Origin of the sequence: Bradyrhizobium sp. 63_E2_N1_3 (genome assembly GCF_052076005.1) — a bacterium.
Classification (GTDB): Bacteria; Pseudomonadota; Alphaproteobacteria; order Rhizobiales; family Xanthobacteraceae; genus Bradyrhizobium; species Bradyrhizobium barranii.
This window is the reverse complement of the sequence record NZ_CP197235.1, coordinates 3557838-3574713: the sequence shown is the minus strand read 5'-3', so window position 1 is coordinate 3574713 and position 16876 is coordinate 3557838. Positions and strand designations below refer to the sequence as shown.

General features: G+C 64.7%; 20 protein-coding genes. 8 read left to right on the top strand and 12 right to left on the bottom strand.

Translation table 11 applies throughout. The features are described 5' to 3' along the window. The first annotated feature begins 219 nt into the window (after positions 1-219). Positions 220-999 carry an NAD kinase gene (locus tag AB7531_RS16650; protein WP_063982521.1) on the top strand — a complete coding sequence of 260 codons (780 nt, stop codon included), beginning with the start codon at positions 220-222 and terminating at the stop codon, positions 997-999. Positions 1000-1012: 13 nt separating this feature from the next. Here AB7531_RS16650 and AB7531_RS16645 read toward each other — a convergent pair whose 3' ends face one another. The 3 genes from AB7531_RS16645 to AB7531_RS16635 form a co-directional block, all read right to left on the bottom strand. Beyond that, positions 1013-1597, bottom strand: coding sequence for a hypothetical protein (locus tag AB7531_RS16645; protein ID WP_063986277.1), 585 nt, complete (start codon positions 1595-1597; stop codon positions 1013-1015). Positions 1598-1631: 34 nt separating this feature from the next. After that, entirely contained in the window at positions 1632-1886 is a 255-nt protein-coding gene (locus AB7531_RS16640) for a helix-turn-helix domain-containing protein (RefSeq protein ID WP_049807677.1), read from the bottom strand. Between the two features lie 89 nt (positions 1887-1975). Continuing rightward, a complete protein-coding gene (locus tag AB7531_RS16635; protein WP_245328622.1) occupies positions 1976-2452 on the bottom strand; it encodes a DUF2975 domain-containing protein in 477 nt (158 codons plus the stop codon). Positions 2453-2624: 172 nt separating this feature from the next. Here AB7531_RS16635 and AB7531_RS16630 point away from each other — a divergent pair, with 172 nt between their 5' ends. After that, the gene (locus AB7531_RS16630) at positions 2625-3170 is read left to right on the top strand and encodes a response regulator (RefSeq protein WP_008549760.1); all 546 of its coding nucleotides are present in this window, start codon (positions 2625-2627) and stop codon (positions 3168-3170) included. Positions 3171-3201: 31 nt separating this feature from the next. Continuing rightward, positions 3202-3780, top strand: coding sequence for an Hpt domain-containing protein (locus tag AB7531_RS16625; RefSeq protein WP_063982520.1), 579 nt, complete (start codon positions 3202-3204; stop codon positions 3778-3780). Between the two features lie 176 nt (positions 3781-3956). Here the strand turns inward: AB7531_RS16625 and AB7531_RS16620 are convergent, their stop codons facing one another. The 4 genes from AB7531_RS16620 to folE all read right to left on the bottom strand — a co-directional run bounded on the left by AB7531_RS16620 (position 3957) and on the right by folE (position 7633). Further along, positions 3957-5132, bottom strand: coding sequence for a DUF2336 domain-containing protein (locus tag AB7531_RS16620; protein ID WP_063982519.1), 1176 nt, complete (start codon positions 5130-5132; stop codon positions 3957-3959). 180 nt (positions 5133-5312) lie between these two features. Next, positions 5313-6332, bottom strand: a complete 1020-nt coding sequence (locus AB7531_RS16615) for a lytic transglycosylase domain-containing protein (RefSeq protein WP_245328621.1) — start codon at positions 6330-6332, stop codon at positions 5313-5315. Positions 6333-6471: 139 nt separating this feature from the next. Beyond that, entirely contained in the window at positions 6472-6894 is a 423-nt protein-coding gene (gene hisI, locus AB7531_RS16610) for a phosphoribosyl-AMP cyclohydrolase (protein ID WP_063986276.1), read from the bottom strand. A gap of 46 nt (positions 6895-6940) precedes the next feature. Beyond that, positions 6941-7633, bottom strand: a complete 693-nt coding sequence (gene folE, locus AB7531_RS16605) for a GTP cyclohydrolase I FolE (protein ID WP_063982517.1) — start codon at positions 7631-7633, stop codon at positions 6941-6943. Between the two features lie 242 nt (positions 7634-7875). On the opposite strand from folE, the gene AB7531_RS16600 reads away from it, so the two are divergent. Continuing rightward, entirely contained in the window at positions 7876-8331 is a 456-nt protein-coding gene (locus AB7531_RS16600; protein WP_014494348.1) for an iron-sulfur cluster assembly scaffold protein, read from the top strand. 51 nt (positions 8332-8382) lie between these two features. Here the strand turns inward: AB7531_RS16600 and AB7531_RS16595 are convergent, their stop codons facing one another. Then, positions 8383-9279, bottom strand: coding sequence for a hypothetical protein (locus AB7531_RS16595; protein WP_063982516.1), 897 nt, complete (start codon positions 9277-9279; stop codon positions 8383-8385). A gap of 248 nt (positions 9280-9527) precedes the next feature. Between AB7531_RS16595 and yidD the strand changes: the two genes are divergently transcribed. Further along, positions 9528-9866, top strand: coding sequence for a membrane protein insertion efficiency factor YidD (yidD, locus tag AB7531_RS16590; RefSeq protein ID WP_063982515.1), 339 nt, complete (start codon positions 9528-9530; stop codon positions 9864-9866). Between the two features lie 101 nt (positions 9867-9967). After that, complete coding sequence (locus AB7531_RS16585; protein ID WP_063986275.1) at positions 9968-10174, top strand: hypothetical protein; 207 nt, start codon at positions 9968-9970, stop codon at positions 10172-10174. Between the two features lie 128 nt (positions 10175-10302). Here the strand turns inward: AB7531_RS16585 and AB7531_RS16580 are convergent, their stop codons facing one another. After that, positions 10303-11505, bottom strand: a complete 1203-nt coding sequence (locus AB7531_RS16580; protein WP_063982514.1) for a hypothetical protein — start codon at positions 11503-11505, stop codon at positions 10303-10305. A gap of 14 nt (positions 11506-11519) precedes the next feature. Further along, a complete protein-coding gene (locus AB7531_RS16575) occupies positions 11520-12887 on the bottom strand; it encodes an APC family permease (RefSeq protein WP_063982513.1) in 1368 nt (455 codons plus the stop codon). Positions 12888-13216: 329 nt separating this feature from the next. Between AB7531_RS16575 and AB7531_RS16570 the strand changes: the two genes are divergently transcribed. Both AB7531_RS16570 and AB7531_RS16565 read left to right on the top strand, forming a co-directional pair. Continuing rightward, entirely contained in the window at positions 13217-14542 is a 1326-nt protein-coding gene (locus AB7531_RS16570) for a hypothetical protein (protein WP_063982512.1), read from the top strand. A gap of 168 nt (positions 14543-14710) precedes the next feature. Next, on the top strand, positions 14711-15037 hold the full coding sequence (locus tag AB7531_RS16565) for a GrlR family regulatory protein (protein ID WP_063982511.1): 327 nt from the start codon (positions 14711-14713) through the stop codon (positions 15035-15037). Between the two features lie 60 nt (positions 15038-15097). On the opposite strand, the gene AB7531_RS16560 is transcribed toward AB7531_RS16565, so the two are convergent. Then, entirely contained in the window at positions 15098-15475 is a 378-nt protein-coding gene (locus tag AB7531_RS16560; RefSeq protein ID WP_028150242.1) for a hypothetical protein, read from the bottom strand. A gap of 91 nt (positions 15476-15566) precedes the next feature. Beyond that, a complete protein-coding gene (locus tag AB7531_RS16555; RefSeq protein WP_063982510.1) occupies positions 15567-16742 on the bottom strand; it encodes an MFS transporter in 1176 nt (391 codons plus the stop codon). Between the last annotated feature and the right edge of the window lie 134 nt (positions 16743-16876).

Sequence of the window (16876 nt, the reverse complement as noted above, 5' to 3'; positions counted from 1 at the left end):
GCGAGCATCGCAAGGCTAGCGAGAAATTGCGACGGTTTGGGGGATAGCCGGCCCGGCGGCGCCTGAAGAAGCCGGGCGAGCACAAATCGACCCGGATTTGCCCTGAATCGGGATGGACGCTGTTTGCCTTGAACAGCGGTCCTTCTCGACAATGCAGGCCCAGGTCGTATAGACGAGCCCGGCGGAACTTTCTCCAGCCAGCGGCCCTGCCCGGAAGCCATGACCAAGCCAGCGCGATACAACCGGATCGCCTTTGTCGCGAGCCCAAGCAGCGAGGCGCAAACCGCCTTCGGCCAGCTCACTCGGGACTATGGCAATTGCGACCCGAACGACGCCGATGTCGTGGTCGCGCTCGGCGGCGACGGACTGATGCTCCAGACGCTGCACCAGAACATGCACTCGGGCAAACCGATCTATGGCATGCACCGCGGCACCGTCGGCTTCCTGATGAACGAGTACTCGACGGTCGACCTTCGCGCCCGTCTCGAGGCAGCGCAGGAATCCGAGATCAACCCGCTCCTGATGCGCGCCACCGACGTCAACGACCGCGTTCACCTGCATCACGCCATCAACGAGGTCGCCCTGTTCCGGCAGACCTTCCAGGCCGCGCGCCTCCGGATCCTGATCGACGAGCGCGAGCGCATGGCTGAGCTGATTGCCGACGGCATCATGGTGGCGACGCCCGCCGGCTCCACCGCCTACAATCTGTCCGCGCAGGGACCGATCCTGCCGATCAACGCCGCGCTGCTGGCGCTGACGCCGATCAGCGCCTTCCGCCCGCGCCGCTGGCGCGGCGCGCTCCTGCCCAATACGGCTTACGTCGTGATCGAGGTGCTGGAGGGCGACAAGCGGCCGGTGGCGGCGGTGGCCGACCATGACGAGGTGCGCGACGTCCGCCGCGTTGAGGTGCTGTCCGACAAGACCATCTCGATGCGCATGCTGTTCGACCCCGGCCACAGCCTGGAAGAACGCATCCTGCGCGAGCAGTTCGGCTATTGAGCGCCGGCGCGGATCACTGGCCGCAAGGCTGAATCGATTCCAGGCCGCCCGCCATGGCGGGATCTCCGAGCAGATCAAAATCCCTGACAACGGGAACGAAGCTCTTCGTCTCCGACGTCATCAGATAGATCGTGACAGGCAGCGATCCCTGCGGCGCCGCGTTGGCGCGACAGAATTCCCTGGCTGCCACGCCGAGCCCCATCGACCCGCGTTTGCCTTGCCTCCCCTGCTCGACCATCGACGCACGTAGCGCTTCGAAGCGTGCAGCATCGCCTGGCGACAAGCGATAGGCGTAGGTCGAGGAGCCCAGCGACGGCGCAGGCAGGCCGGCGCGATCTCGCGGGTCGCTCATCTCCATCATGGCGAAGCTCGTCCTGGTCTCGGCCTCGCCGGCCACTTTGGTGACGACGTCGAGCTTGACGCCGCCCGAACGTGGCCGCAGCGCGTCAGGCAACTGCACGGCGACGCGCAGCATCGACAGATCCGTCGTCCTGGCATCGATGCGGGCAAGCGGCGGAATCGATGTCAGCGGCACCGAGCTGCAACCGGCAAGCATGAGCGCAGCCGCGCTCGCAAGAACACGCGCCAGGCGGTTCATCGCAGGCATCTCCAGTCTGGACTTGAAGGATTGGCTAGGCCGATTTCCGGCCAGCCCCGCGCGGCTCCAGCGCGTCGTCCGCGCTGTCGGGGACATATTCCAGGATATCGCCGGGCTGGCAGTCGAGCACGGCGCAGATCCGCTCGAGCGTGTCGAAGCGGATGCCGCGCACCTTGCCCGACTTCAGCAGGGAGACGTTCGCCTCCGTGAGCTCGATGCGCGCAGCAAGCTCGCGCGACCTGATCTTGCGCCTGGCGAGCATGACGTCGAGGTTGACGATGATCGGCATGGTCAGATGATCTCGCTGTTCTCGTGCCACATGCGAACGGCATCGGCCATCACGGTCGCGAAGGCGACGAGCGCGAGGCCACTCAGCACCTACAGCACATGCGACTGCTCGATGCCGAACATGACCACGAGCTGGCCCGGCTGGTTGGCCCGCGTCAGGTTGAGCGTGGTGAGCATCTGCACCAGCGGCGACATCAACGCGTTGGCGATCAGCGCGAGGCCCATCCGGCGGATGCGCCAGGCGTTGTCGGTCACGAAGACCTCGCCGCGCGCGAAACGGGAGAACAGCATCGAGAGCTGCAACAAGGCGTAGAGGACAGGCGCAAGTCCGATCAGGCTGATCAGGGCACCGGCGAGGCGCGTACTGAGGTTGAGCGTGAAGGGCCGCGCCCCCAGCGGGGACTGGGTCGCGATCCAGTGCCGGAGCATCTCGTCGCTCGACCAGAGCAGCGGCACCGCAAGCACAGCGCCGGCGACGCAGAGGAGCGCGCCGACGGCCACGATCCGTCCGATGCGCCGCAACCGCGGCTCGACCGGCGCAGGAAAAGGAAACGCGACGACGCTCATCGGACTAGCTCCCATTAAATTGTATATTTTTATCGTTTTACAATAAAAAATGGCAGAATTACGATATTAATCCCTTCCCTCGTCACGTACTCCGCGAAATGCCGGCAGCAACCCTTCCTTAACCCCCGCCGCGATATGGTTAACGAAAGTTGACCGCTCCGGCCCAGGCGTCATGTTCCGCATCGATTTCAACAAGCTGCGCTTCCTCGTCTGCGACGACAATCCGCACATGCGCCGCATCCTGCGGACGCTGCTGCACTCCTTCGGCGCGCGCGAGGTTTACGAGGCCGAGGACGGCGCCACCGCGCTGGAAATGTACAGCCATTACGTGCCCGACATCGTCATCACCGACTGGGCGATGCCGATCTTCGACGGGCTCGAGCTCGCGCAGATGATCCGGCAGCCGGAATCCAAGGGCAATCCTTACGCGCCGATCATCATGCTGACCGGTCATTCCGAGAAACGCCGCGTCACGGTCGCGCGCGATGCCGGCGTCACCGAATTCCTGGCCAAGCCGATCTCCGCCAAGGGCCTCTACCAGCGCATCCTCAACGTCGTCGCCAATCCCCGGCCCTTCATCAAGACCAAGACCTATTTCGGTCCGGACCGGCGCCGCAACACCAACTCCGCCTATATGGGCCCCGAGCGCCGCGTCGGCGAAAAGCACGAGGTGCTCCAGCAACCCTCGCTGCTCGACAAGGCTCGTTCCTCCATCTAGCGCAACGTCTCACACGATCGGGGCAGACATCATGGCGAAGAACGGCGCAAAGGACATCGAGGTCACGGCCTTCGCCACGCACCAAGTGATCACGCAGCCCAATCCGCTGCGCAAGGTTCTGCGCCGTGTCGAAGAAAAGGACCTGGACGATCCGGTCGCCCGCGCCGAGCAGGCGCTGGCGGGCCTCGCCGGTGAGTTCAAGGACTGGATGGCGACCGAGGTCAATCGTCTGTCGGCCGCTTATGTCGCTGTCCGCCATGAGGGCTTCACCAAGGAGCGGCGCGACGAGCTGTTCCGCGCCGCGCACGACATCAAGGGCGACGCTGCGACGTTCGGCTATCCGGCGGCGGCGGGAGTTGCGGAGAGCCTGTGCCGCGTCATCGAGCACGCACCCGATCTCGACAAGGTGCCGGCCGAGCTGTTCACGCACCACATCAACGCCATCCTCGCCATCGTGCATGAAAACACCAAGCTCGACAGCATCAGCGTCTCGGCCGAGCTCAGCCGCCGCCTGCGCAAGGTCGCCGACGACTATCTCGCCCACGCCAACCGCGACCGCCCCGAGCATCTCGAGGTGATTTTGGCACCGAGCATCGCGCCGGCGGAGTAGCGGCTCCCGCTCTCTCCTCTCGTTATTGCGAATGCAAGTGTCGTAGGGTGGGCAAAGCGACTCGTCCGCCGTAGCTCGAAGAGCGAAGGCGGAAGCGTGCCCACCTACTAATATAAGCCGTGCGGATCGATGGTGGGCACGGCGCTACGCGCCTTTGCCCACCCTACGGCGTCTCGCTACGCCGCGATCAGATCGTCATACGCCGGATCGAGCGCGTCATCCGCGACGAGCTCGTCGCAGAACAACCTTGCCTCTTCGCGCGCGGATTCCGTGGCGAAGCGGCGGAGCAGGACCATCAGCGGTTCGGTGGCGCCGCGGTCGGTCTCGCAATGGGTGAGCACGCGCTCGACCATGCGCCGGCGCAGCCGCGCCGCGCCGTCGTCGGTATCGACAAAACCTTGCTCGTGGCAGGCATCGAGCGCAACCTGGAACGCCGCAAAGGTCGCCTCGGGAAGTCCGGCGCGGCGGAGCACCGCGTGCAGGCTGTTGCCCCCACGGTCGTGCAGCAGCGCGCAGACACGTGCCAGCGGCAGGTCGGCAAGTTCAGCGAGCGCGGCATCGAACAAATCGAGATTGCTCGACAGCAGCGCACGCAGGATCAGGCCCGCGGTGAGCTGGCCGGTGACGCGCAGATGATGCACGAGGCCCTGCATGTCCTCGCCGCGCGACCGCGCCGCGATGTTCATGGTGGAGCGATCGCGCGCCTCGACCGTGATGCGCTCGGCGCGGTCGGCGCTCAGCCAGTTCCGCGCGACGACGAATTGCGCAAGGGTCTCGGAGAGTTTTGCCACCAGCGCGGCGCGCGTTGCGGCCGGCAGATCCTCAAGCACCAGCATCGCCTCGCGGATCGCGGCGAGATGGCCGTGGCGCTCGACGATGCGATTCCAGGAGAACGGCGCGAGCTCGGCGTGGGGATTTTCGATCAGCTCGAGCGCGGCCGCCGCGCAGCCGACTTCGGCGATGGCGGCGCAGACCGACACCGGCAACGCGATGCGGCGGGCGACCGCGCATTGCACCTCGTCATTGCCGGTTGCGACGATGTCGACGAGATCGGCGTCGATCAGGAGCGGAGAATGTTCGAGCACCGGCAGCGCGACGGTCGGCTGGTCCGCCGACAGCGCCCGCACGATCGACGCCGGCGCATCGGTGCTGCGCGCAAAAGCCTCGGCCATCGCCTGCCGCACCAGCGGCGAGGGATCGTCGAGCAGCATCAGGAGCGCGCCTTCGGCCGCGATACGGTCGTCATGGGAAAGGTCTGAGATCAGCCAGGCCCGGGCCAATGCCCGCGTCGCCTCGGCCCGCTCGCCGGCGGGCGCCGTCCTGATCCAATTGATGAACTGCCGAACAATCATGCTGCTTCCGGCTTACACAACAAACGAAAACGGTGACGGCTTGTCACCTGCAACACAAAATAAACCACGACGCTTAACAAAGCGTTCACCATAACTGGCTGGTTTTATTGACGTTTTGTTAAGGGAACAAAGCCGCCTGCCACGCGTCCGGGACACGAGAGCGGGTTATTCGCGCGACGATCAGCTCGAGAACGTACCGCTGCGATCGCTGAAGAGATCGAGCGGTTGCGGCGGGCGCACGTCAGGCGTCGCCGATGCGATCGAGGCAAGCGAGGCGTTGTTGCCCCACAATTTCTGCACCGTGGTCGAAACCGGCTGCGTGGTATCGCCGGGCTGATAGATTGAGCGGAATGCGGGTGTGATCGGCGTGTTGTCTGCAACCGTTGACGACGACGTCGCACTCACCGGCGTCACGCCGCGCGCCTCCGGAAAGGTCTGCAGATAGGCGGCGTTGTCGATGACAGGCGCGCTGGGCTGCACGCCGTTGGCACTTGCGACCTGCGTCGTGGATGGCGTGTCGCCATACATCGCCATCGCACTGCGCGTCGTCTTCGAATTCGCCGCGCTGGCGTAGCGCGCGTCGAGCACCGAATAGACCTCGGAGACGCTGCGGGCGCGGCCGTCCCTGGCGTAGAAGATCGATCGGTTGGCGGAGGCCGCATTGGGAAACAGCCGCGCGCCGACCGCTTGCGGATTGTCCTCGGCATTGGCGATCAGCTTTGCGGCGCCGCCGACACCCATGAAATGCGCCATGTAGAGTTCGCTGTCAGACGGCCTGCGGCCAAGCAATCCGGTGAGCTTGAAACTGTTCGACTGCGTCAGCGCTGCGGCCATGGTGGAGGCGGCTTCCGGATCGTCGCGCAGCTTCATGATCGACCGCTTCATGGCGGGATCATCGACCGCGTAACTGCCCGACGACGTCCTGGTGATGGCGTCGGAATAATTGCCATAGCCGAGCTGGGTGCCCGCCTCCTTCACCGTACCCAGCCAGGTCTGGTCGATGAACTGGTAGAGCCCGTGCGCGGACGACGTGGTGGCTTCCGCCGTCGGATCGAAATCCGATTCCATCTTGGCGGTGGTCAGCATGTACTGGAAGCTGACGCCCGTCCGGTTAGAGACCTGCTTGATTGCGCCGGCGACGCGTGCCCGCGACGGATCGAGACCCGTCGTCTGAGAGGCACTGGAATTGTCGACCGACATGATGGAGTGCCCGCCCCGTGCGGCGTTGAGCGACGCCGGCAATTCGGCGCCTGTCGTCTCACCGTGGGACAGGTATGGTTAATGCGGGGTTAATCTGCCCCTCGCCGTCATTGCGGCCCGAATTCGGGGTGACGGCCGGCTATTTCTTGTAGACGGCGTCCGGATCGAACAACCTATCCGCATCGACGAAGACGAGCTTGGTGCCGCCGCTCTCGGCCTCGACCTTGCGGTAAAAGCAGGACCGGCGGCCGGTGTGGCAGGCCGCGCCGATCTGCTCGACACGGATCCAGACCGCATCCTGGTCGCAATCGGTGCGGATCTCGACCACGCGCTGGGTCTGACCCGACGTCTCACCTTTTCGCCACAAGGCATTGCGCGATCGGCTGAAGTACCAGGCCTCGCCGGTCGCAATCGTCTTGCGCAGCGCCTCGTTGTTCATGTGCGCGACCATGAGCACGTCACCGGTGGCAACGTCGGTCGCCACGCAGGTCACGAGGCCGGCGGCGTCGAACCTGGGCAGGAAGGCGAGGCCTTCCTCGATCTCATGGGAGTGAGCGGACACGGGCGTCCTCGCTTGGAGCATGACGCGGACATAGACCTTCGCGAGGTCAGCGCGTCGTGCCTCGCACCAGGGACAGGAAACGGGCTTGCTCCGCCGGATTGTCGCGGAACATGCCAGTGAAGCGGCTGGTGAAGGTCGAGGCACCATGCTTGGCAACGCCGCGCACCGACATGCAGGTATGCTCGGCCTCGATCAACACGGCAACGCCGCGGGGCTTGAGGATCTCGTCGATGGCCGCCGCGATCTGCGCCGTCATGTGCTCCTGGGTCTGGAGCCTGCGGGCGAAGATGTCGGTCAGGCGCGCAAGCTTCGACAGGCCGACGACGCGTTCCACCGGCGTATAGGCGATGTGCGCCTTGCCGTAGAACGGCATCATGTGATGCTCGCACTGCGAGGTGAACTCGATGTCGCGCACCAGCACGAAGTCGTCATAGCCGGCCGTCTCGCCGAAGGTGCGGTCGAGCACCTCGGCCGGGCACTGGTGGTAGCCCTGATAGAGCTCGTCGAAGGCCTCGACCACACGGCGCGGCGTGTCGAGCAAGCCTTCGCGCGCGGTGTTCTCGCCGATATAGGCGAGCAGCGTCTTCACCGCCGCTTCCGCCTCTGCGCGCGCGGGGCGCGGCTGGTCGGCGCGGACGGCGGCCGCGAGGAATTCGGCAGGGTCGAGCTCAGCCGGGCGGCTCTCGGGCTGGCGGTCGGAGGGCTTGCCCGGGCGGATGGATTTGATCGTAGCGTCCATGTCTACTCCGTTCGACGGCCTCGCGGCCGGAGTGTCACCGGCAGACGGGGCGGCAAGCCGCCGGACGCCTGAAGAGAACAGTTTTGACGAAAAAGGTCCTTTGGGTCATCACGCTGGCAGCGCAGATCTGGACCGCTGCCGCCGCACCGCTGGACTGTTTTTCCGCCAGTTCCGCCCCTATATAGGACCGTGGGCGGCGCCCGCCAAGGCCGATCCGGTGCGGAAGTGTTGGACTCCATCACATGCTGAACGACATCTATAACAAGCGGATCATCGAACTGGCCGGGAATATTCCACGCCTCGGACGGCTGCCGGACCCCGACGCCACCGCCACCGCCCACTCCAAATTGTGCGGCTCGACCGTGAAGATCGACCTCAAGATGGAGGGCGACAAGGTCACCGACTTCGCCCATGACGTGAAGGCCTGTGCCCTCGGACAAGCCTCTTCATCCATCATGGCAAGTCGCGTCGTCGGCTCGACCGCGAGCGAACTCCGCGAGTTACGCGAAACCGTTCGCAAGATGCTCAAGGAGAACGGTGCGCCTCCTGAAGGCAAATGGGAAGAGATCAAATTCCTCGAGCCGGTCCGCGACTACAAGGCGCGACACGCCTCGACCCTCCTGACCTTCGATGCCGTGGTCGATGCCATCGGCCAGATCGAGGCGAAAGCCAAGCAGCCGGCCGCGGCGCAGGGCTGATTTGGCCGAGGTCATTCCGGCGCACGCGCCGGCATGACGATCAGGGAAATCCTACTTCTGCGAGCCCGCGCTTTGCGCCGCACCGGTCGGCACCACGGCTTCCGCCGTCTTGGTCGACTTGACAGGCTGCGGTTCCGCTTCCGCGCCGAACCTCGCCTGGGTCTTCGGTGCAAGTTCCGCCACCGCGGGCGCAGCGACGTCCACATGTGGCAGCACGTCGGCCACCAGGTTGGTGGTGACGAGATTGGTGAGCTTCAGCTCGCCAGCATCCAGCTCGTGCAGATCTTCCCACGGCGGCACGCTGAGCGCGAGCGAGAGCAAGTCGCCGGCGCCGCCCATATCGAACGTGTATTTGGCGAGCCGGCCGATGTCGCGCTCCACGATCATCAGGTCCTGCGCGCTGTAGCTCGCCGCCTTGGCATCGTCGGCACGATCGCCCATCCAGATCTGGTGGACCCGGACGTGAGCTGCTTCCGGCACGTAGCGCTTCTTGCCGGCCAGCAGCAGGAACACGCACATGGATTCGCAATAGGCTTCGGGCGCAACCGCCGGACGGGCCGACTGCCCGCTGCGGTTCTGAACGCTGATGCCGACGGTGGTCGAAAGTCCAAGATTGCGGAAGCGCCGGCCGAGCGTGATCGCGTCGTTGACGGAACCGCCGCTGGAGTCGAGCACCACGGTCGCGCCGCCAAGTTGGCGTCCGCGCGAAAACTCCTCGAAATCCCTCGGCGTATCGGCGGTGATGATGCCGACCGCGCTGACCCAGCCGCGGCAGTTCGGGTCGCAGGCGACCCAGTTGAACTTCATCGGCAGCTTGCGCTCTTCGAGGGCGGCACCGGCATGAGCCGTTGTGCCGGTCGTGGCCACAGCTCCGAAGAGTGCGGCGCCAAGTGCGGCTGCCCCAAGCAACAACCAACCGCGACGATCGAGGGAGTTCAGAAGTCTCAATCTGGTTCCTTCCCCAAGCCCCAAAGGTTCCCCAACAGTCCTCGGTAGCGCCCTCTGAGTCCATCATACGGGCGTATGTTTCTACACACGGTCGTCATAAAAATGGTATCCGGGGGAATACAGATCGTCCACAGGTACTTGCTGCACTGCTCCCAAAAAGCACGGGAAATATGGCGCAGAAACAACAACTTGCGGTTCCCTGCGCCGGAACCGCGCAATACGTCGCTCACGATCGCAGCACAGCGCCCATGAAGCATTCAACCTGCGAGCACTGTTCCACTCCCATCGAGGGCGCGCTCCGGCTCCCGCGCCGATTCGGCCGCGCATTGATCTGGCTCTACCGCCACACGCTCTCGCCGCTGGTCGGCTACAATTGCCGGCACCTGCCGACCTGCTCCGTCTATGGCGACGAGGCGATCGAGCGGTTCGGCCTGTGGGCCGGCGGCTGGATGACGCTCGCGCGACTGCTTCGCTGCAATCCTTTCGGCACATCGGGAATCGACAACGTGCCCCTCAGCGCACCGCAAGGCGCGCGCTGGTATCTGCCCTGGCGCTATGGCAGGTGGCGCGGCGTCAACGCATCCTGAATATCACCAGGAACGCCGCGGCGCTTCGCGCATCGCTGCCTTGAATGGAACCGGAACTTCCCCCTCGCGTTGTTGTGATGCTCCTACGGGAGGAAACAAGAATGCGCTGGAAAATCAGCCCTCTTCACTTCAGGCTTGGTCCACATCCTGGTTCCAGAGGGCATCACGACCCCAGAACCCTCGACATGATTGCCATCATTGCGCTGCTGGCGCTCGTGGTCGGCTCCGGCTGGTATCTGGCAACGAGCCTTGCCACGGCGCCGAGCACCACGGCCTTCATCGTGCCGAGCCAGAGCGTGCACTGGTAGGCTGGACGTTAGAGATCGAGCACCAACCAATCCGCATCGGGTTTGGCGACATATCATCAGATGGCGTTCGCGTTCGTACGGCTGGTTGTCATCGCCCGGAGCGCGTGACACCCGCCTCAACAGGCAACCTAACGAAACCAGAAAAAGCGCCCGGGCGGTGGCGGGATCGACTCGGGCGGACGCAGCCGCTTCGGACGCGGCGGCTTTGGCGACGGCTCGGCGGACGAGGTGGTCTCCGCAGCCGGCGCGGTCTCGCTTCCCGGCACCCTCACCGACAGCAGCAAGTTCGATTCATGCGTCCGCCAGCGATAGCCGACGCCGAAATCGATCGGCTGGGCGCGCGTGAACAGTTCGGCGTAGCGCTCCTGGTAGCGGCCGGGGAATTCGTCGATCGGTCCGAGATAGCGGCCGAACGGGAAGAACCGCCACTGTTGCGCATTGTAGTTCGCAAGCGGAATGCCGGAATCGTCCTGGATGATGGTCGCGCTGTTGGCCAGCAGCCAGTTGCGAGCGACGGAGAAGTCGCCCTTGTGCAGGAGATAGGACGCGCTCTTGAGCAGGCTGTTGCCGGGCCCGAGCGTCTCGCAGAATTTCAGAAATCCCGTGTTGCGCGCGCTCGCATTGGAGAGATCGGTCGAGAAATAGTACAGCGTGCGCGCCTCGCCGTCGCTTCCGGCAAAGGTGATGCGGACACCGCGCGTCGCGTTCCGTCCCGGATTGTCGCCTCCCGTATGCACCCCGCCTTTGTCGTCGAGCGCGATCATCTCGACATTGCGGATGGTCTTGCCGGAGCGCGCGAGGAAGACATAGAGGATCGGCAACGTGCCGTTGACCTGGTTGGCGTGCAGGTCGACCTTCATGTGCTTGGTGATGAAGAAGGAGAAGCTCAGGATCGAGCCGAGCGAACGCTCGACATTGTAGAGCGCGGCACCGACCGAGCCGCGCGGCAGCCGCGTCAGGTCAGGCACCGCGCCGACCGGCTCCAGCGCGCCGAGCACGTAGGTGCTGGCCTTGGAGTAGAACGCATCGGCGTAGAGGAAGTCGGGGCCGCTGAACAAGTAGAACATGGTCGGCCGGGGCGCGGCCAGATTGACGTCGGCCCAATTGCGGATCTTCGAGAGCTGCCGCTGCTCGAGCTGGGCGAAGGCGCCGTCGAAGAATTTTGCGTGGCGCTGCCAGCCCGGGTCCTTGGTGAGCGGCACCAGCGGCGAGTCCGGCGAAGGCTGCATGCCCGCGAGAAAGCGCGCGGTATCATCGAAGGTGACGTCGGCGGCACGTGCAGACGAGACGGCCGCGGCCAGCAGGGCAAGAGCGACGGCCGCAATTCTCATGGGTCGAAACATGTCTATTCGCGGTGTGATGACGTGCCAGCGGCGACCGGCCGCCTGCGGAAAACAGCATAGATCAACAGGCCCGAGAGCATGAGGAGCATCCCCGCCAGCGACTGCACCGGCCGCTCGGTCAACAGGTAGTACATCATGAACGCGGTCACGAGCAGGAAAACGAGCGGCGTGAACGGGTATCCCCAGGCGCGATAGGGCCGCGGCAGGTCGGGATCGGTGATGCGCAGCTTGATGACGCCGGCGACCGTGAAGAACGAACAGAACAGCAGCGCCAACTGGATGAAGTCGAGCACCGCCTCGAAGCTGCGCGTGAACAGCAGCAGATTGGCGACGGCAAGCTGAAACAGGATGGCATAGGCCGGCGCGCCGCTCACCGATCGCTTCGAGAACACGCGCAGGGCCGGAATGTCCTCGCCCATCGTCATCATCACGCGCGGGCCGATCCACATCATCGCGCTGATCGAGGAGATCAGGCCGACGCAGATCATCGCACCGACGATCCGCCCGCCGAGGCTGCCGAAGATCGCGCTGCCCGCGACGCTGGCAACGTCGAGCTGGCCGGCCAGCGCACTGACCGGCGTCGAGTAGAGAAACACCGCATTCAGCGCGACGTACAGGACGAGCACGATCAGCGTGCCCGCGAGCAGCGCGCGCGGCAGATCGCGTTGCGGCATGTTCATCTCGCCGATGATGTAGGTCGCGGCATTCCAGCCCGAGAACGAGTACATCACGAAGACGAGGCCGATCGCGAAGGGCGCGCTGACGATATGCGCGAGATCACCCGGCTGCGGCGTGAAGGCAATCGGCTGCGGCGTGCCGATGACGAAGCCCGCGAGCAGGAAGGCGACGATCAGCACGACCTTGAGGATGGTCGAGATCAGCTGGAAGGTCGATGAGTGCCTGACGCCGGTCAATTGCACGATCGAGACCAGCCACACCACGCCGATGGCGAGCGGGATCGGCGGCAGATCGGGAACGACCGATTTCGCGTATTCGCCGAACGCCATCGCCGCAAGCGCGACAGGCGCTGCGAAGCCAACCGTCGCCGAGACCCAGCCGGCGAGAAAGCCGAAGGCGGGATGATAGGCGCGGCCGAGGAAATTGTACTCGCCGCTCGAGCGCGGAAACATGGCGCCGAGCTCGCTGTAGGAGAACACCCCGCACAGCGCGACGATGCCGCCGACGGTCCAGAGCAACAGGATCGAGAAGCCGGACGGGATGTCCTTGACCTGGAAGCCGAGGCTGGTGAAGACGCCGACCCCGATCATGTCGGCAACGACGATGGCGGTTGCGACCAGAACGGAGACCCCCGGCCCGCTCCCCGTCAGCCGGCCGGTCCAGGGCGCGGGTCCCGCATCTGATGCCGTCATCGGGGTCCTCAACCTCAGGCGTCACGTGTCGTGGAGAGCATCGTGCAGTCCGGTCCAGTCAATTCAAGCAGGGTTAACAAGGGTTAAATGAGGCGCATGGAATCGGTATTGCGGCACCTTTTGTGTACGATCCTGGGCAACAAAGCCCCGTAAACACCTGAGAATCCCGTTTCGCACCCCCACAATCAGGACACGATTGCATGGTCCCCTTGAGCATTCCGGATTTGGGGAAGTTTCTCCGGACACTTAACGTCGCCTAAACGCCAGTCGGCTCAATTAGCTTGAATATTGCCGCTGGGCTTGTGGACATGACTTGGGGTCATGGGTGGATGGTCGGGGCCGCTCCGAAATTGAGAGCTGACATTCGTGCTGATCGGACGCTGTCCGGCGTGCGCAGTGGTGCGCGCCGGATCGCGCTGGTCTCAGCCTTGGTGCCGCTGTCGCTCACGCTGGTTCAATGCGGCAGGGCCCCCAACCCGGCGGCGCTCGCGGCGAACTCGCAGGCCAACGTCCAAATCGTCGCGAAGACCAATCCTCAGGTCGCAAGCAGCGACACGTTCGAGGATCGCTTCCCCGCCCCGCAATTCAAGGAGCGCTTCCCGTCGGCGAGCGAGAGTCTTCTGCAACGGCAGATGTCGGACTTCTCGCCCAAACGCGCCGTTCAGCAGCAGCCTCAGCCGGAGCAGGCGCCGTACAAGGTGGCTTCGCTCGCACCGCAGATCCCCTACCAGCGTCCGGCACGTGAAGACCTGACGACGCTCGTCAGCATGAAATCGTCGGCCTTCCCGTATTTCGGCAACAACCCCGCCTCCGACGCGCCATTCCTCAACATCTCCAAGGGCGATCGCCGCGGCCACCGCAGCTATTCCGGGCGCGTCTACTGGCAGGACGAGACTTACAGCGACAGCCGCGTGCTGATGCACGTGCCCGAGCATTTCGACGTGCGCAAGCCGGGCGTGATCGTGGTGTTCTTCCACGGCAACGGCGCAACGCTGGAGCGCGACGTGCGCGACCGCCAACTCGTACCGCAGCAGGTCACCGATTCCGGCGCCAACGCCATCCTGCTGGCGCCACAGATGGCGGTCGATGCCGCCGATTCCAGCGCCGGCAAGTTCTGGCAGGCGGGCGGCCTCAAGCGCTTCATGGAAGAGTCGGCGGCCCATCTGGCCCGGCTCACCGGCGATCCCAACAACGCCCGCGCCTTCGCCAACATGCCGATCGTGATCGTCGGCTATAGCGGCGGCTTCCTGCCGACGGCCTGGAGCCTCGAGGTCGGCGGCATCAGCGACCGCGTCCGCGGCGTCGTCCTGCTCGATGCCGTCTACGGCGAAATGGACAAGTTCGCCTCCTGGATCGAGAGCCACCGCTCCGGCTTCTTCGTCAGCTCCTACACCCGCTACACCGCGCGGCGCGACCGCGAGCTGATGAGCATGTTGCGGCAAAAGGGCATCAGCGTCTCCGAGGACATGGACGGGCCACTCCGTCCCGGCAGCGTGGTGTTCGTCGAAACCGGCGACGGGATCACGCATCGTGATTATGTGACGCGCGCCTGGACCCGGGACCCGCTCAAGGACGTGCTGGTGAAGATGTCGGCGACGCCGTCGTTGGCGCTGACGCGCGTTGCGTCCACCAATCCAGCCGCATCGAGCCGCTAGCCGATATTGCGCGCGCCGGCATTTGGCCGCGCTGCCCGCAATTGCCGCAGGCTTTGATCAAAATGTGATGTTGATGGCCGACATCCCCGGGAGCCACCGGATTGCTTCCGCTGGCAACGATCATAATTTGCCGGCCAAGTTTTAGCTTGAATTCTGCGGGGACAGACGGTGCGTCAGGGACTGTATAAGGTCGACTTCCACACGGTTCATGGAACCGGCTGCGGCGTCGTCTATGTGACGGATGGCAAGATGCGCGGCGGCAATTCCGCCTTCGCTTTCATCGGGACCTACGTCGGGGAAGGCGACAGCATCAAGGTCAAGATTTCGACCCAGCGCTACAACGACGATCCGTCCTTCAAGCCGCTGTTCGGGCACGACAGGATCACGCTGACGCTGGCCGGCCGTGAGGACGGCGACACGGCGGAATTCGAAGGCACCGCGCTGCAGGTGCCGGGCGTTGCCTTCAGGGCCGTGCTCAGCCGGATCAGCGACTAGCCGTCCGGCTTCCAGACCTCGGCTCTTGATCTTCAGGTCTTGATGTTCGGGTCTTGATCTTCAGGTCTTGGGCAGCTTCGGAATGCTCTCGGCGAAGCCGTTGAAGCAGGCCAGCCGCTCGTCCTCTTCCTTGAAGAAGCGGCAATCGGCGTAACCCTTGGCCTTCGCCGGTTTCGGCTTCGGCTGCGGCGCGATCACGGCGTCGTAGCAGTTGAGGCGGTCCTTGGTGCCGTCATCGAGGTCGAGGCAGGCCTGGAGCCGTGCCGCGATCGACTGCGGTTTGCCCTTCGGCGCCGCGGCCGGCTTGGCCGCGGCCTCTTTGGTCCCCTTGGGCGTGACCTGCACCAGCGGCTTGTCTCCCACCATGGGTGGCTTGTCGGTTTGTGCAAACGCGGAGGCTGAATAGAGCACCGCGGCAACCGCCAGAATCATCCTCATGTCAGTCAACTCTCTTTGGTCCCCATGCCTCGCCTTCTAGCGCTCCCGCGCGTGGTTTGCCAAGCACCTTGCGCATAGGAAAACGCACCCTTCAGGCCGTGGTGGCAGCAGCCGGCCGGGGCCGGGTCAGAACCACGAGGATCAGCGCCAGGACGACGAAGCCGACCGCGACGAAACCAAGCGGATGCAGCAGTTCGCGGGCGAACAGCAGCCCGCCGATGGCGGAGCCGACAGCCTGGCCGACATAGAGGACGGAGGTGTTGAGCGCGACGGTCGCCGATGCGAGCGGCGGCGCAGCCGCGACCAGCCGCACCTGCTGCATCGAATTGGTCGAGGCAAAGCCGAGGCCCCAGATCGCGACCGCGAGCGCCATGAACACCAGGCTCCCCGCACCGAGCGCCCAGCCGGTGATGCCCGCAAACAGCAGGCAGGTGAACAGCAGCGACGTCCGATAAGGCCCCCAGGTGTCGACGATGCGGGTCGCGATGACGACGCCGAGGAAACCGCAAACGCCGTAGATGCCGAACACCATGCCGATTGCATCCGGGCTCGCCTCGGTCAGCTTCTTGAGCAGCGGACCCATGAAGGTAAACACCACAAACTGACCGGACATTTGCAGCATCGTGATCGCAAGCAGCAGCAGGATAGTCCTGCTGCGGCCGACCGCGCTCCAGGTCTTCAGGTCAACAGGCGTGCCCTTCAGGCCCGCCGGCAGGCGCAGCAGCAACAACAGGAAGCTGATGCAACCGAGCGCGCCGATCCCGCCATAGGCCGCGCGCCAGCCATAGCGGCTGGCGATGAAAGTGATCAGCGGAAGACCGACGGCCGCAGCTAACGACCAGCCGAGAAAGATGTAGGCGATGGTGCTGCCCCGCCGCTTCACCGGCACGATCAGCGCCGCCGTGCCCGCAGCCTGCGGCGTGTAGAGCGCGCCGACCGCCAGCATCAGCAGGCGAATGATGAGGAGGCTCGTGTAATCAGGCGCAAAGGCCGAAGCGAGATTGCCCAGCGCCAGCACCGCCAGTGTCGTCGCGAGTAGCGTCCTGCGGTCGATGCGGCTGGTGAGCCAAGCCGTCAGCGGCGAGCCGATGCATAGCGTGACCGCACCGAAGGTGATCAGCAGCCCGGCCGCGTGAATGCTGACGTCGAGCCCCGTTGCCAATTCCGGCAGCATCCCCGCCGGTGCCAGCACCGAGCTGCCGGTGACGAGATTGCCGAGCATCAGGGCGGTTGCGGTGAAACGGCCGGCGGCGGGCGGATTTTCCATGCAAGTGCATGTAGAGCAGGCCTGCGACCAGTTAAAGGGCGCGTTGCGAAATAGTTGGAGCATCGCCCAAGCTTTTGCGCGCGACTTTCTTGGAAATGCCGGATTGCACAGGCCGAATCGCCTGATATATCGCT